We start from the raw sequence: 13,171 nt of genomic DNA, 5'->3' as shown, positions 1-13,171 counted from the left end.
ACGGTGCGACATGACACTCAGGATAACCATACCCGATACTCCGACTCAGGTGCATGAGCAGGCGATCTTGGACGTCTTGGTCCAGCACAACCAAAAGATGGCGGGTCCTTCCGGTTATCGTCCGGTCGCCGTGCTCCTGACCGACGAGAGCGGCGCAACAGTCGGCGGTCTGTACGGCAAGATTACCTACGACTGGCTCTTCGTGGAACTTCTTGCCGTGCCTTCAGATCAACGTTCGCAAGGGCATGGAACAGACCTTATGGACAAGGCGGAGCACATCGCAAGAGCGAGCGGCTGCATCGGCGTTTGGCTCGATACATACGAGTTCCAGGCACTTGGCTTCTACCGGAAACGTGGCTTCGAAGTGTTCGGCACGATCAATGACCATCCAATCGGTCAGCGACGGTTTTTCCTGCGTAAGCAGCTCATACAGGACGCCTAAAGCAGCCTATCCGCCTGTGGTCCACCGACAGGCCACGCTTAGCCATTACTTCCTTCAGGTCACGACAGCTCAGCGCATAGCGGCAGTACCGCCGCATGCAAAGCAGAATGATGTCAGGAGCAAAGTGCCGGCCCTTGAACACCAAACTCTTCCCTAAACCCTCACTGACCTCATGCCGATGCCGGGAAGGCTCCCACCGGCAGGGAGCGTCTGCAACGGAGCGCGCGGCCTTCAGTTCGAGGCGGCCACCGTGCTTCTGACCCGTGTTCGGACATGGTCCTGGCTGAAGGCCCGAGCTGTGAACCCGGCTAGACGGCGCGGCATGAAACGAGCCCTCGTCGCGTTGTCCCGGCGACTGTCCGTCATCTTTCACAGCATCTGGGTCGAGGGAAGCGAGTTCCGATGGACCCGGGCAACGGCGTGAGCAGGCCCTGAAAAAAGAACGCCTTCGGGAACGGAAACACCAGCCGAGCATCCGCACCCGCGGAAACGTGTCCCTTGCGGGACGGGAAACGAGGCAAGCTCGCACCGACTCTTGAGCCGAGCATGCCAATGGCACGACAGGCAAGCGCAACAGATCGAGCCGCCTCGCTCTATCCGATCCCATCATGGGAGGGGCGGGCCGGGTCGAGCCCGAAGAAAAGCGCGATCCGCAAGGGATCACACGTCAGTCAAGGTGAGACATAAGTTCAGGAGCGCTTGACCTCGACATGCCAAATAAAGAAGAGCGGTTTAGAGCGCTCGGCGTCGTCCGCCGCCTTCACCGCGTCGACGAGGTCGCGCACTCCGAGCCGATCCAGGTGCGGCTCGATTTCCTCGTTGGGACGGGAGGTCGCGAGGACGATCGTCCAGCCGTGATGTCGGGCCCGGCGGAACAGGGCCGCAACATCAGCGAACGGCTCGATGCGATCGGCGTAGCTTTCCTTATAGATGCGGCCGCGCGCCTGCGGGATCGCCTCGCCCTGCCGCTCGACGCCGTCCGGGTCAAGAAGGCGGGCATGAGCCTATCCGCGTCCTGCCTGTTACAAGTCCAAGTTTCCCTGTTGCTGTCTTAGGGAATATGAGGGCTGAGCCTTGGAAACACTGGCAGTCGGAAACCGCCCCCTTGTTCAGAACTCTGCTTGATGTCTGGTTATCCCTGTATATTCCCTATGAACAGCGAACCCGGCTTCGGAGAAAGGTTCGCTTGCGCCTCCTCCCTCCGCCATGACCAAACAGAACTTTATTCCCAACCGACTGTGTGGCAAGCACTTCCCCAGAAAATCGACATCCGCGCTAGGCCGGTCCCGTTATCTCGGGCTTTCCGGGGAACAAACCGGGAGACATTCGCGCAAACATGGCCGCGAAACCAAAGCTCAAATGGCTGACCCTGCGCGAGGGCATCTGGTACTACGAGCGCCGCGTCCCCGACCGCGACAAGGATCTCGATCCCCGCTCGAAGGTCCGGTTCAGTTGCGAGACCTCCGATTTCGGCGAAGCCGTCGCCGCGCGCGAGCGTTTGCACCGCATCGTCGAGGACCATTGGCGTTCGCTCCTCCACAGCGCAGGGCCCGACGCTCAGGAGCGCGATCGGGCGATCGTCGCCCACGCGCGCCTCGAAAGCTTCACCTTGGCCCCGGCTAAGGATCTCATGGAGCGATCTCGCGAAGAGCGGATCGCTCGCCTGGAAAGGATCGCTTCCAGCCTGGAAGGCAAGCCGACCACGAAGACGGGGACGGTTGACGATCAGCAGCGGTTCTCGGCCCTGATGGGAACGGCGGAGGAGCCGCCGATCCTGCTGTCGGACCTCGTCTCAGCATACGAAAAAGCGACGTATGATAAGCGGTTGAAGATGTCGGAAGCCCATCCGCAGCATCGACATCGCGGTGACGCGCGATTTCGATCGGTGGCTGGAATGTCTCGACGTCGCGCGCGGCACCCGCAAGATCACCACCCTCTTTCTGGTCGGCAATCATCCCGGCATCCGCCCCTCCCTGATCGCAGAGATCATCTTCAAGGACCGCTCGGCCATGGGCTGCGTCCTCGACGACATGGAAGGCCACGGGCCTCTCAGGCGCGAGGTGGCGGGCGACGATTCCAGGGCGCAGGAACCGTTCCTGACGCCAAAGGGCGAGGCGCTCGCCCTTCAGGTGCGCGCCATCGTGAAGGACTCGCGCGAGTTTTTCGCCGGCACCGACAACGCGGACTATGCCGAGTTGGTCAACCAGCTGCGGCGGATCTACTGGCGCATCGTCGCCAACAAGGGGGCCAGCGCGTGAGCCCGCGCCCCGCCTACGCCCCGCCCCGCGTCGCGCTGATCTCCAGCGCCTTGCGCGACATCGGCCTCGCCGTTGCCGAACGGCTCGCGAGCGAGGGCTTGCATCTCTCACTCGGGATGCGCGAGCCGGCGCTGCCCGGTTTCGCCGATCCCGGACGCATCCCTCTCCAGCGCAACGAGGCGGCGGCGGACGGCGAGGCGGAGTGGGTATCGGCGGCGCTCGGTCGGTTCGGCCGCGTTGACGCCATCGTCGCCAATGCCGGGCTGATGATCCCCAAAAGCGTGATCGACGCCGAGAACGAAGAGCTCGACGCGATGCTGGGGGTCAACGTCAAGGCGCCGCGCCGCCTCGCCAAGGCGGCCTTCGAAGCGCTGGCCGCCAGTGGTCAGGGCCGGGTGATCGTGCTTGCCTCGCTGTCGGGCCAGCGGGTGAAGTCGGCCGCCTCCGGCCTCTACGCCATGATCAAGTTCGCCGCCGTGGCGCTGGCGCACGGCATTCGTCAATCCGGGTTCGACCGGGGCATCCGCGCCACCGCCGTCTGCCCCAGCTTCGTCGTCACCGACATGGCCGCCGCGATCACCGATCGCGAGCCGGCGGCCATGACGAGTGCTTCGGAACTCACCGCCATCGTCTCCATGCTCGTCAACCTGTCCAACACCGCCAGCGTCGCCGAATTCGCCGTGAAGTGCCAGCTCGAGGAGAGCTTCTGATATGCCCGGTCCCTATGTCGATCCGTTCCACGGCGATGCCGACCTCCCCGAGAAGGTGGATGTGGTGGTCATCGGCGGGGGCATCATCGGCGCCTCCACGGCGCTGGAACTGGCCGAGCGCGGCGTCTCCGTCGCGCTGTGCGAGAAAGGCGGCATCGGCCACGAGCAGTCCAGCCGCAACTGGGGCTGGGTGCGCATCTCGCGCCGCGACCCGCGCGAGGTGCCGCTCATGGCCGAAGCCCTTCGCATCTGGCAGGGGCTGGACGAGCGTATCGGCCGCCCGACCGGCTACACCCGCGCCGGCATCGTCTTCACCTGCGCCGACGACCAGTCGATGGCCGAGCACGAGCGCTGGGGCCGCAATCTGGAGCCCTACCAGATCGAGCATCGCATGCTCTCGGCGAGCGAGTTGGATGACCTGCTTCCCAACTCGCGAATGACCGTGAAGGGCGGGCTCTACACGCCGACCGACGGCCGCGCCGAGCCGCAGAAGGCCGCGCCCGCCATTGCGGAAGCCGCGCGCGAGCGCGGCGCGCATGTCCTGACCGAATGCGCCGTGCGTGGCATCGAGACCATGGGCGGGCGTGTCTCGGGCGTCGTCACCGAGCGCGGCTCGATCGCCTGCTCGCAGGTCGTGCTGGCGGGCGGCGCTTGGTCGAGCCTGTTCTCGAACCGCTTCGGCATCGACCTGCCGCAGTTGAAGGTGCTCAACAGCGTTCTGCGCACCAAGCCGCTGGAAGGCGGCCCCGACCAAGCGATCTGGGCCAAGGACTTCGCCATCCGCAAGCGCCGCGACGGCGGCTACACCGTCGCGTCGGGCCACGAGAACGTGGTGGACATCGTGCCGGATACGTTCCGCCACGCGCGCGACTTCCTGCCCGCGCTGCGCGCCGAATGGCGCTCGCTGCGCTTTCGCGTCGGCGGTCGCTTCAGCGACGAGATGCGCATGGGCCGGCACTGGGCGCTCGATGAGGCCTCGCCCTTCGAGTACAACCGCGTTCTCGACCCCAAGCCCGTGAAGTCCATCGCCAACGGCGCCTTCAAGGCGCTGCGCGAGAACTTCCCCGTCTTCGAGAAGGCCGAGATCGCGCAGAGCTGGGGCGGCTATATCGACGTGACGCCCGACGCAGTGCCGGTGATCTCACCCGTCGACGCCATTCCCGGCTTCCACATCGCCACCGGCTTTTCCGGCCATGGCTTCGGCATCGGCCCGGCCGCCGGGCGCCTGATGGCCGACATCGTCACGGATCGCCCGCCGCTGGTCGATCCCCACGCCTTCCGCTTCTCGCGCTTTTCCGACGGTTCGAAGGTCGAGCTCATCAGCGGATTCTAACTCCATCATCCCGGAGGCGCCGGACTCGCGTGCAGGACCATTCCCCTGCCTGCCGCGCGACTCTTCCGACGGAAGGCAGTAGCGTCGCGTGTCGACGATCGGCGCTTGTCATCGGTGCGAGAATGGGCGCTCAAGGCTTTTGGAAGCCCCGGCTCACAGCCTGCCCTATTCCGCTTGTTTCCCCGCCGCGCTGGCCAGCCGATCCGCCTCTTCGTTGCCTTCATGCCCCGCGTGGCCCTTGATCCAGGTCCAGGCGATGGTTCGGCCGGCGGTCAGGGCGTCCAGTTCTTGCCAGAGGTCGCGGTTCTTCACCTTGGCGCCGGCGGCGTTCTTCCAGTTGCGGGACTTCCAGGGGCGCACCCATTCGGTGATGCCCTTGATCAGATACTGGCTGTCGCTGACGATCGTCGCCTCCCCATCCGGAAAGGCCCGCAGCGCCTCGATCGCGGCCGTCATCTCCATGCGGTTGTTGGTGGTGCGCGGCGCGTGGCCGGTGAGGATGACGGGTTCGGAAAGGGCGCCGCTCTCGTCGCTCGCGCGCACCACGGCGGCCCAGCCGCCAGGGCCGAGATTGCCGGCGCAGGAGCCGTCCGTGTGGATCAGGAGATGGGGTATGGGCGGGCGCGGAGGCGGCGAGGTGTCGGACATTCGTCTTCTTGCGAGCGCGAAAGGGTGCGGCTCGGCCGCCGGGAGATCAGTGGCGCTCTTGCGGGCGCCTGCGCCGCGATGAGGCCTGTTTCGCTTCGCTCTGGCAAGCCCCGCCTCACGAGGGAGCGATGGCCGGGCCACCGAATGAAGCCCATGGCCGGGCGAACCCGGCCATGGGCGCGTTTCAGGACCCGGTCAGAACGGGCTGTCGGGGAAGTAGAAGTCCTTGGCGTTCTCCGAGGTGACGAGGGTCGAGCCGATGATGAACTTGCCGGACACGGGCGTGGGCGAGACGAGGCCGACCGCCGTGACCTCGATCGCGGTCGCGATCATCGAGGGCGGGTAGGTCACGTTGGCCGGGACCATCTTGTCGCCGTCCATGGCGCGCTTGATCATCTCCTTCATGCCGGCGCCGCCCAGCACGAACTGGACGTCCTTGCGCCCGGCGGCCTCGATCGCGGCCAGGACGCCGACGGCCATGTCGTCGTCGGACGCCCAGACCGCGTCGATCTTGGGATATTTCGACAGGAAGTCCTGCATCACCGTGAAGGCGGTGTCGCGGTTCCAGTTGCCGTGCTCCATGCCGAGGATTTCGATGTTCTTGCCCTCGACGGCCTTCTGGAAGCCCGCCACGCGCTCGTTGTCGATCGTGGTCGGAATGCCGCGCAGCACGACGACCTTGCCGCCGCTCGGCAGTTTCGAGGCCATGTATTCGCCCGACACACGGCCAAAGCCGGGATTGTCGCCGGCGACATAGAGGTTCTCGATCCCCTCCACCGACAGGCCGCGATCCACCACCGTGACCCAGGCGCCGGACGCCTTGACGTTCTGCACCGGGCCGGTCAGCGGCTCGGACTCAAAGGGCAGCACCACCAGCGCGTTGATCTTGCGCGTGGCGAGCATGTCCTCGATGTCGTTGACCTGCTTGGCGGGGTCGGAGGCGGTGGCCAGCACGAAGTCGAGCTGGGGATAGGTGGTCTTCAGCCGCTCGATGGCGGACTGCGCGAAATAGTTCATGCCGCCGGCCCAGCCATGGGTCGCGGCGGGAATGGAGACGCCGACCACCTTCTTGGCCGCGTCCTGCGCCCAGGCGGGCACGGACAGGGCAAGGGTGAGCGCCAATGCGGGCAAGAGATGTTTCATAAGGTTGGTCCTCCCGTTCGTTGAATGCCGACTTATGCGCCGGCTTTGCCTTCACGCTGCAGCACCACAGCGAGAACGATGATGGCGCCCTGGATCGCGCCGTTCAGATAGGGCGAGACGAAGTCCGTGAGATTAAGGAGATTGCCGATCAGCGACAGGATCAGGACGCCGATCACCGTGCCCCAGACCCGGCCGAAGCCGCCCTTCAGCACCGTGCCGCCGATGATCACGGCGGCGATCGCCTCCAGCTCCCAGAGAAGGCCGGTGGCGGACGAGGCCGAGCCGAGGCGCGGCACGTACATGATGGTGGCGACGCCCACGAGCAGGCCGAGCGCCGCGTAGGTCGCGAGCCGCACGCGGGCCACCCGCACCGAGGAATAGCGCGCCACCTGGTCGTTGGAGCCGATCGCCGCGCAGTGCCGACCGAAGGCGGTGGAGCGCATGACGACCTCGCCCACGACCACCACCACCGCGAAGACGATGATCGGCCAGGTGATGCCGAACACCCCGCCGTAATAGACCGGCTGGTAGAAGGAGCGCAGGCTGAAGTCGAGCGACAGCGTGCCGCCATTGGCGAGCCAGGTGACGAGGCTTCGATAGATGCCCATCGAGCCGAGCGTGACGATGAAGGCCTCGATGCCGAGCTTGGTGATGAGGAGCCCGTTGAGAAGGCCGGCGGCGAGCCCCGCGAGCAGCGCCACGCCCATGCCGAGAAGCACGATGGGCACGCCGACGCCGAGCCCCGGCAGCGCCTTGTTCATGACGAGGATCATCAGCCCGGCGATGAAGGCCGCCATGGAGCCGACCGAGAGGTCGAGCCCGCCGGCGGTGATGACGAAGGTCATGCCGACCGCGATGATGCCGATGAACGCCGAGCGCGCCAGGACGTTGGTGACATTGTCGAAGGCGAGGAAGTTCGGGTTCATCAGGGCGCCGGCGACCACCAGGAGGATCAGCGCCAGGATCGGGCCGACCACGCTCATGGCGATGCGGCGCGGCGCCTTGGCTGTGGTCTCGCTCATGCGGTGGTCTCCCCCTCGGTGCGCAGGGGCGCGACGCCCATGGCCAGCTTGACGATGGCGTCCTCGGTGGCGTCCGCCCCGAGTTCGCCGGTGATCCGGCCGTGGCGCATCACCAGGATGCGATCCGCCAGCCCGATCACCTCCTGCATTTCCGACGAGATCACCACGATGGCCCGTCCCTCCGAGGCGAGCCGGCGGATGAAGCCGTACATCTGCTGCTTGGTGCCGATGTCGATGCCGCGCGTCGGCTCGTCGATGACGAGGATGCGCGGCTCGGCGAGCAGCACCTTGGCGAAGAGCAGCTTCTGCTGGTTGCCGCCCGAGAGATTGCCGACCAGCGCGCCGCGATGGCCGCGAATGTCGAAATCCCGGATGGCTTCCGTCAGCGCCCGCTCCTCGGCCCCGGTGTCGATCAGCCCCCGGTCGAAGCGCGACAGGGCCTGGAGCGTCAGGTTCTCGCGCATGCCCTTGCGCAGGAGGAGGCCGCGCGACTTGCGGTCCTCCGTGAGATAGCAGAGGCCGAGCACCTGGGCGGCCCAGGGCTGCTCGATCCGCGCCGGGCGGCCGAAGACCTCCACCGCGCCGCGCGCCGGGCGAAGTCCGCAGAGCCCCTCGAAGGTCTCGGTGCGGCCCGAGCCGATCAGCCCGGCGACGCCCAGAATCTCGCCCCGGCGCAGGGTGAAGGAGATGTCCTGGGAAAAGCCGGGCACGGCGAAGTCTCGCACTGAGAGGACCACCTCGCCCGGCTGCCCGGTCTTGGGCGGGAAGAGGTCCGACATCTCGCGCCCGACCATGGCGTTGGCCATGGCGTGCTGGTCCATCTCGCCGGCCGGCCCGCTCCAGACCACGCGCCCGTCGCGCATGATGGTGAGATCGTCGGCGATCTCCTCCACCTCGTCCAGCTTGTGCGAGGTGAAGAGCACGGCGGTTCCCGCCTCGCGCAGCGCCCGCACCTGGCGCAGGAGGATCGCCGTCTCGGCTCTCGTGAGCACGGCGGTCGGCTCGTCCATGACGAGAACCCGCGTCTCGCGCAGCATGGCCTTGGAGATTTCCACCATCTGCTTGTCGGAATTGGAAAGCGTGGAGACCACGCGGTCGGTGCCGGCGCGGCATTCCAGCCGGTCGAGAAGTTCGCGGGCGCGCTTTCGCATGGCCGGCTTGTCGAGCAGCCAGCCGCGCTTCAACTCGCGGCCGAGAAAGATGTTCTGCTCGACGGTGAGCTGGTCGGCGAGGTTGAACTCCTGGTGGATCATCGAGATGCCCAGCCGCTCGGCCTCGTCCATCCCCGCGAAGGTGACGGGCTGGCCGTCCAGCCGAACCTCGCCGCTGGTGGCGGGCTGGTAGCCCGCCAGGATCTTCATCATCGTGGACTTGCCGGCGCCGTTCTCGCCGATCAGCGCATGGACCCGGCCGGGCCGAAGCTGGATATCGACGCCGTGCAGGACCTGGATCGGCCCGAAGCTTCGGCCGACCCTTTTCAGCTCCAGAACCGGGGGGGCTAGAGCGTGACCCATGCCGCATCCCCGCCCGAGGAGCGCACACAGGCGTCGATGAAGCGCATGCCGGACAAGCCGGCTTCGAGACCCGGAAGCACGTCCAGCACGGGATCGCGCCGCCCTTCGCCCGCCGCGCGAATGGCGCTCGCCGCGCCGACATAAAGGTTGGCGAAGCCTTCCAGATAGCCTTCGGGATGGCCGCCCGGCGTGCGGCTGACGGCGTTGGCCGCCTCCGACGCGCCCGCGCCGCGCCGGGTCAGCAGCTGCTTGGGCTCGCCGAAGCGGGTGAACCACATGTGGTTCGGCTCCTCCTGCGCCCATTCCAGGCCGCCCTTGTCGCCGAAGACGCGCAGCCGCAGCGCGTTCTCGCAGCCGACCGCGACCTGGCTGCACCAGAGCATGCCCCGCACCCCGCCCTCGAAGCGCAGGAGGATATGGGCGTTGTCGTCCACGCGCCGGCCGGGCACGAAGCTCTGCAGGTCGGCCGACAGGCGCTCGACCTTCAGGCCGGTGACGAAGCAGGCGAGATTGTGGGCATGGGTGCCGATGTCGCCGATCGAGCCGCCGGCGCCCGAGCGCTCGGGGTCGGTGCGCCATTCCGCCTGCTTGTTGGTGCCTGTTCCCTCGCTCGCCTCGGTGAGCCAGTCCTGCGCGTATTCGACCTGCACGATGCGCAGCTGGCCGAGCGCGCCCGAGGCCACCATCTCGCGCGCCTGCCGGATCAGGGGATAGCCGGTGTAGTTGTGGGTGAGGAGGAACAGGGCTTTGGAAGCGCGCACCGCCTCTTCAAGCTCGGCCGCCTGGGCCATGGTGGCGGTCAGCGGCTTGTCGCAGATCACATGGATGCCGCGTTTGAGAAACGCCGCCGCCGCCGCGCCGTGGACATGGTTCGGCGTGACGATCGACACCGCTTCGATCCCGTCGGGGCGCGCGGCCTCCGCCTCCGCCATTTCCTCGAAGCCGGCATAGCAGCGCTCGGGGTCGAGCCCCAGCGCCAGGCCGCTCTCGCGCGAGCGCTCGGGGGTGGAGGACAGGGCGCCCGCCACCAGCTCGAACTCGCCGTCGATGCGCGCGGCGATGCGGTGGACCGCGCCGATAAAGGCGTCCTTGCCGCCGCCGACCATTCCCAGCCTGATGCGCGGCGCCATCACGAAATCCCCAGCATGCGACGGTTGGCGACCTCATCGGTGCCCCCGCCGGCGAAATCGTCGAAGGCCCGCTCGGTGACACGGATGATGTGGTCGCGCACGAAGGCCGCGCCCTCGCGCGCGCCGTCCTCGGGATGCTTCAGGCAGCATTCCCATTCCACCACGGCCCAGCCGGAAAAGTCGTTGGCTGCCATCTTGGAGAAGATCGCGCCGAAATCGACCTGTCCGTCGCCCGGACTGCGGAAGCGGCCGGCGCGGTTGATCCAGGGCTGGAAGCCGCCATAGACGCCCTTCCTCCCGGTCGGATTGAACTCGGCGTCCTTCACGTGGAACATCCGGATACGATCCTTGTAGATGTCGATATGGTCGAGATAGTCCAGGCACTGCAGCACGTAGTGCGAGGGGTCGTAAAGCATGCAGGCCCGCGCGTGCCGGCCGGTGCGCTCCCAGAACATCTCGTAGCTGTCGCCGTCGTGCAGATCCTCGCCGGGATGGATCTCGTAGCAGACGTCCACGCCGCATTCCTCGGCATGGTCGAGGAGCGGCCGCCAGCGGCGGGCGAGCTCGTCGAAGGCGGTTTCCACGAGGCCCGCCGGGCGCTGCGGCCAAGGGTAGACGAAGGGCCAGGCGAGCGCGCCGGAGAAGGTCGCGTGCGCGTCGATCCCCATGTTGCGCGAGGCGGTCAGCGCCTGCTTCACCTGTTCGACGGCCCATTCCTGCCGGGCCTTGGGATTGCCGCGCACGGCGGGCGCGGCGAAACCGTCGAAGGCCTCGTCATAGGCGGGGTGGACGGCGACGAGCTGGCCCTGAAGATGGGTGGAGAGTTCGGTGACATCGACGCCGTTCTGGCGCGCGACACCCTTGAACTCGTCGCAATAGTCGCGGCTTTTGGCGGCCTTCGCGAGGTCGATCAGCCTTGCGTCCCAGGTCGGCACCTGCACGCCGGCATAGCCGCAGTCGGCCGCCCATTTGGTGATCGCGTCCCAGGAGTTGAAGGGCGCCGCATCGCCCGCGAACTGCGCCAGGAAAAGCCCCGGCCCCTTGATCGTCTTCATCCCGTTCTCCCCGTGATGCCTGTCGTTAAGTCGCTTGCCCAAGACGCCGGCCGGCCGGCGCCGGGCAGATTGCCCCCCGGCCGGTGCCGGGAAGATTACCCCCCCGGCCGGCGCCGGGAAGATTATCCTTGAGATAGATCGTGGGCACGATGTCGGTCGGCGGCGGCGGCCGGCCGTCCGCGATGGCGCGCATGGCGTCCAGCGCGCGGGCGATCTCCTCGGCCGGCTTCTGGTCGATCACCGCGTCGATCAGGTCGCCCTCCAGTGCGGCGCGGCTGAGCGGCGTCAGCTCGTGCAGCACGGCGAAGGGGCGCGGCCCCTCCAGCCCCTCGAACAGCCCGACCAGGGCGCGGTTGCCGGCGCCGATCGAGTAGAGGCCGGTGATCCCCGAATCCTGCCGCAGCGCCTCTCCCAGGCGCTCGCGCATGGTTTCGGGCCGGTCCCGCACCTCGATCGGCGGCAGGAGGTCGAGCTTCGAGCCGGGCGCCTGCATGATCTCGCGCGCGCCCTCCAGCCGGTCGCGATGGTCCCGCGCACTGAGCGATCCGAGAACGATGAGGATGCGGCCCGCCCTAGCGCGGTGGGCCATGCGCATCAGCCGGCCGGCGGTGCGCCCGGCCATGCGGTTGTTGATGCCGACATAAAGGCTGCGAACCTCGTCCGCCGTGTCGGAAACCAGCGTGACCACGGGAACGCCGATGGACCGGAGCCGCGCGATCGCGGCCGTCAGATAGGGCGAATCGGCGCCGACCACGGCGGCGCAGTCGCAGTCCCCCGCCTCGATACGGCTCAGCTCCTCGGCCAGGGCCTTGGCGTCCAGCGCCGGCACGTCGCGGCAGGTGACGTCGAGCCGCTCGGCGGCGCGGGCGCCGGCCTCGCGCTCCAGCGTCTCGCGCAGCACGGAGAAGAAGCCATGGTCGCCGCGCGGCAGGAAGAAACGGAAGCGATAGCTGCGCCGGCGCGACAGATTCGCGGCATGGATGTCCCGGACATAGCCGAGCGCCTCGATGGCGTGCCGGACGCGCAGGGCAGACTTCTCCGCCACACCGCCACGTCCATTCAGAACGCGGTCGGCGGTCGAATAGCTGACACCAGCGCTGCGCGCCACGTCGTGCAACGTGGGGCTTCGCATGGATGATTTCCTCCCGACCGGACTATCGGAGGCGCGCTGACAGACGTCAATCAATTTCCATCAGGCAATGTCCGCCAGTCCCTTTCCGCCGGGCGAGACGGGAAGACAGATGCCGGGAGCGGGCCCTCGCCGGGCGGTAGGCGGCAAGTGGCAATCGACCGGCCCTAGGCCCTGCCGCCCTCCGCCGACACGTGAAGCCCGTCCACGAACACGTCGATCAGCCGGATCGTGCCCGCCTCCCCGCCCGGCTGCTTGCCCATGAGGCAAAGGCCGATCAGCGTCTGCAGCAGGTCCTCGGGGCCGATGTCACGGCGGATCGCGCCGGAAGCGACGGCGCGGGCCAGTAGCAGGGCGATGGCGCGCGTCAGATGCTGGAGCGAATAGGCCTGGAGATCGGTGGCGCCGTCCATGGCGATGGCGAGCGCGGACAGCATGCCGCGCTTGGTCGCCACCATGCCGACCCCGGCATGGAGCCAGCGCCGCAGAGCCGGCACCGGCGCCTCGTCCCTCGCCAGCGTCTCGGCCAAAAGGGAGAGCTGGTCGATCTCGCGGCGGTAGACCGCCTCGAACAGGGCTTCGCGCGTCGGGAAATGGCGATAGAGCGTGCCGATGCCGACGCCCGCCGTGCGCGCCACAGCCTCGAGGCTCGCCCCCGCCCCGCCGGCGCGAAACACCTCCGCCGCGGCCACGAGCAGCCGCTCGCGGTTCTTGAGCGAATCCGCGCGGGGTTTTCGCGTTGCCTTGTTCGCCTCGCAGACCATTTCCTTGTTTAGAACTCCTCGAC

At 67.4% G+C, this 13,171-nt stretch carries 13 protein-coding genes; 4 read left to right on the top strand and 9 right to left on the bottom strand.

Features of this window, described 5'->3' with window-relative positions; translation table 11 throughout:
• The first annotated feature begins 10 nt into the window (after positions 1-10).
• Positions 11-442 carry a GNAT family N-acetyltransferase gene (locus tag M673_RS03770; protein ID WP_061973688.1) on the top strand — a complete coding sequence of 144 codons (432 nt, stop codon included), beginning with the start codon at positions 11-13 and terminating at the stop codon, positions 440-442.
• 689 nt (positions 443-1,131) lie between these two features.
• On the opposite strand, the gene M673_RS25185 is transcribed toward M673_RS03770, so the two are convergent.
• Positions 1,132-1,347, bottom strand: a complete 216-nt coding sequence (locus M673_RS25185; protein WP_443111187.1) for an HAD family hydrolase — start codon at positions 1,345-1,347, stop codon at positions 1,132-1,134.
• Positions 1,348-2,307: 960 nt separating this feature from the next.
• On the opposite strand from M673_RS25185, the gene M673_RS03760 reads away from it, so the two are divergent.
• The 3 genes from M673_RS03760 to M673_RS03750 are packed head-to-tail and all read left to right on the top strand — an operon-like array spanning position 2,308 to position 4,743.
• Entirely contained in the window at positions 2,308-2,700 is a 393-nt protein-coding gene (locus M673_RS03760; protein WP_244493254.1) for a MarR family winged helix-turn-helix transcriptional regulator, read from the top strand.
• Entirely contained in the window at positions 2,697-3,410 is a 714-nt protein-coding gene (locus tag M673_RS03755; RefSeq protein ID WP_061973683.1) for an SDR family NAD(P)-dependent oxidoreductase, read from the top strand. Before M673_RS03760 ends, M673_RS03755 begins: the two co-directional genes overlap by 4 nt.
• 1 nt (position 3,411) lies before the next feature.
• Positions 3,412-4,743 (top strand): NAD(P)/FAD-dependent oxidoreductase, encoded by a 1,332-nt coding sequence (locus M673_RS03750; RefSeq protein WP_061973681.1) that lies wholly within the window; start codon positions 3,412-3,414, stop codon positions 4,741-4,743.
• Positions 4,744-4,908: 165 nt separating this feature from the next.
• Here M673_RS03750 and rnhA read toward each other — a convergent pair whose 3' ends face one another.
• The 8 genes from rnhA to M673_RS03710 all read right to left on the bottom strand — a co-directional run bounded on the left by rnhA (position 4,909) and on the right by M673_RS03710 (position 13,148).
• Entirely contained in the window at positions 4,909-5,391 is a 483-nt protein-coding gene (gene rnhA / locus M673_RS03745; RefSeq protein WP_061973679.1) for a ribonuclease HI, read from the bottom strand.
• A 195-nt stretch (positions 5,392-5,586) separates the two neighbouring features.
• Entirely contained in the window at positions 5,587-6,534 is a 948-nt protein-coding gene (locus M673_RS03740) for an ABC transporter substrate-binding protein (RefSeq protein ID WP_061973677.1), read from the bottom strand.
• Positions 6,535-6,566: 32 nt separating this feature from the next.
• Positions 6,567-7,556, bottom strand: a complete 990-nt coding sequence (locus M673_RS03735; protein WP_061973675.1) for an ABC transporter permease — start codon at positions 7,554-7,556, stop codon at positions 6,567-6,569.
• A complete protein-coding gene (locus tag M673_RS03730; RefSeq protein ID WP_061973674.1) occupies positions 7,553-9,070 on the bottom strand; it encodes a sugar ABC transporter ATP-binding protein in 1,518 nt (505 codons plus the stop codon). Before M673_RS03730 ends, M673_RS03735 begins: the two co-directional genes overlap by 4 nt.
• On the bottom strand, positions 9,055-10,200 hold the full coding sequence (locus tag M673_RS03725) for a Gfo/Idh/MocA family protein (RefSeq protein WP_210178632.1): 1,146 nt from the start codon (positions 10,198-10,200) through the stop codon (positions 9,055-9,057). Before M673_RS03725 ends, M673_RS03730 begins: the two co-directional genes overlap by 16 nt.
• Positions 10,200-11,255 carry a sugar phosphate isomerase/epimerase family protein gene (locus M673_RS03720; RefSeq protein ID WP_061973671.1) on the bottom strand — a complete coding sequence of 352 codons (1,056 nt, stop codon included), beginning with the start codon at positions 11,253-11,255 and terminating at the stop codon, positions 10,200-10,202. The genes M673_RS03725 and M673_RS03720 overlap by 1 nt, the downstream gene beginning before the upstream one ends.
• A 25-nt stretch (positions 11,256-11,280) precedes the next feature.
• A complete protein-coding gene (locus M673_RS03715) occupies positions 11,281-12,387 on the bottom strand; it encodes a LacI family DNA-binding transcriptional regulator (protein WP_082639151.1) in 1,107 nt (368 codons plus the stop codon).
• 164 nt (positions 12,388-12,551) lie between these two features.
• Positions 12,552-13,148, bottom strand: coding sequence for a TetR/AcrR family transcriptional regulator (locus M673_RS03710; protein WP_061973669.1), 597 nt, complete (start codon positions 13,146-13,148; stop codon positions 12,552-12,554).
• Positions 13,149-13,171: the final 23 nt, after the last annotated feature.

Origin of the sequence: Aureimonas sp. AU20 (genome assembly GCF_001442755.1) — a bacterium.
GTDB lineage: Bacteria > Pseudomonadota > Alphaproteobacteria > Rhizobiales > Rhizobiaceae > Aureimonas.
The sequence above is the reverse complement of the archived record's forward strand: the minus strand, read 5'-3'. Positions and strand labels throughout refer to the sequence as shown.

What these genes read in the sequence shown, in the direction of transcription:
- M673_RS03770 (WP_061973688.1), top strand. Translation starts at nt 11, where the DNA reads ATGACACTCAGGATAACCATACCCGATACTCCGACTCAGGTGCATGAG.
- M673_RS03750 (WP_061973681.1), top strand. Translation starts at nt 3,412, where the DNA reads ATGCCCGGTCCCTATGTCGATCCGTTCCACGGCGATGCCGACCTCCCC.
- rnhA (WP_061973679.1), bottom strand. Translation starts at nt 5,391, where the DNA reads ATGTCCGACACCTCGCCGCCTCCGCGCCCGCCCATACCCCATCTCCTG.
- M673_RS03740 (WP_061973677.1), bottom strand. Translation starts at nt 6,534, where the DNA reads ATGAAACATCTCTTGCCCGCATTGGCGCTCACCCTTGCCCTGTCCGTG.
- M673_RS03735 (WP_061973675.1), bottom strand. Translation starts at nt 7,556, where the DNA reads ATGAGCGAGACCACAGCCAAGGCGCCGCGCCGCATCGCCATGAGCGTG.
- M673_RS03730 (WP_061973674.1), bottom strand. Translation starts at nt 9,070, where the DNA reads ATGGGTCACGCTCTAGCCCCCCCGGTTCTGGAGCTGAAAAGGGTCGGC.
- M673_RS03725 (WP_210178632.1), bottom strand. Translation starts at nt 10,200, where the DNA reads ATGGCGCCGCGCATCAGGCTGGGAATGGTCGGCGGCGGCAAGGACGCC.
- M673_RS03720 (WP_061973671.1), bottom strand. Translation starts at nt 11,255, where the DNA reads ATGAAGACGATCAAGGGGCCGGGGCTTTTCCTGGCGCAGTTCGCGGGC.
- M673_RS03715 (WP_082639151.1), bottom strand. Translation starts at nt 12,387, where the DNA reads ATGCGAAGCCCCACGTTGCACGACGTGGCGCGCAGCGCTGGTGTCAGC.
- M673_RS03710 (WP_061973669.1), bottom strand. Translation starts at nt 13,148, where the DNA reads ATGGTCTGCGAGGCGAACAAGGCAACGCGAAAACCCCGCGCGGATTCG.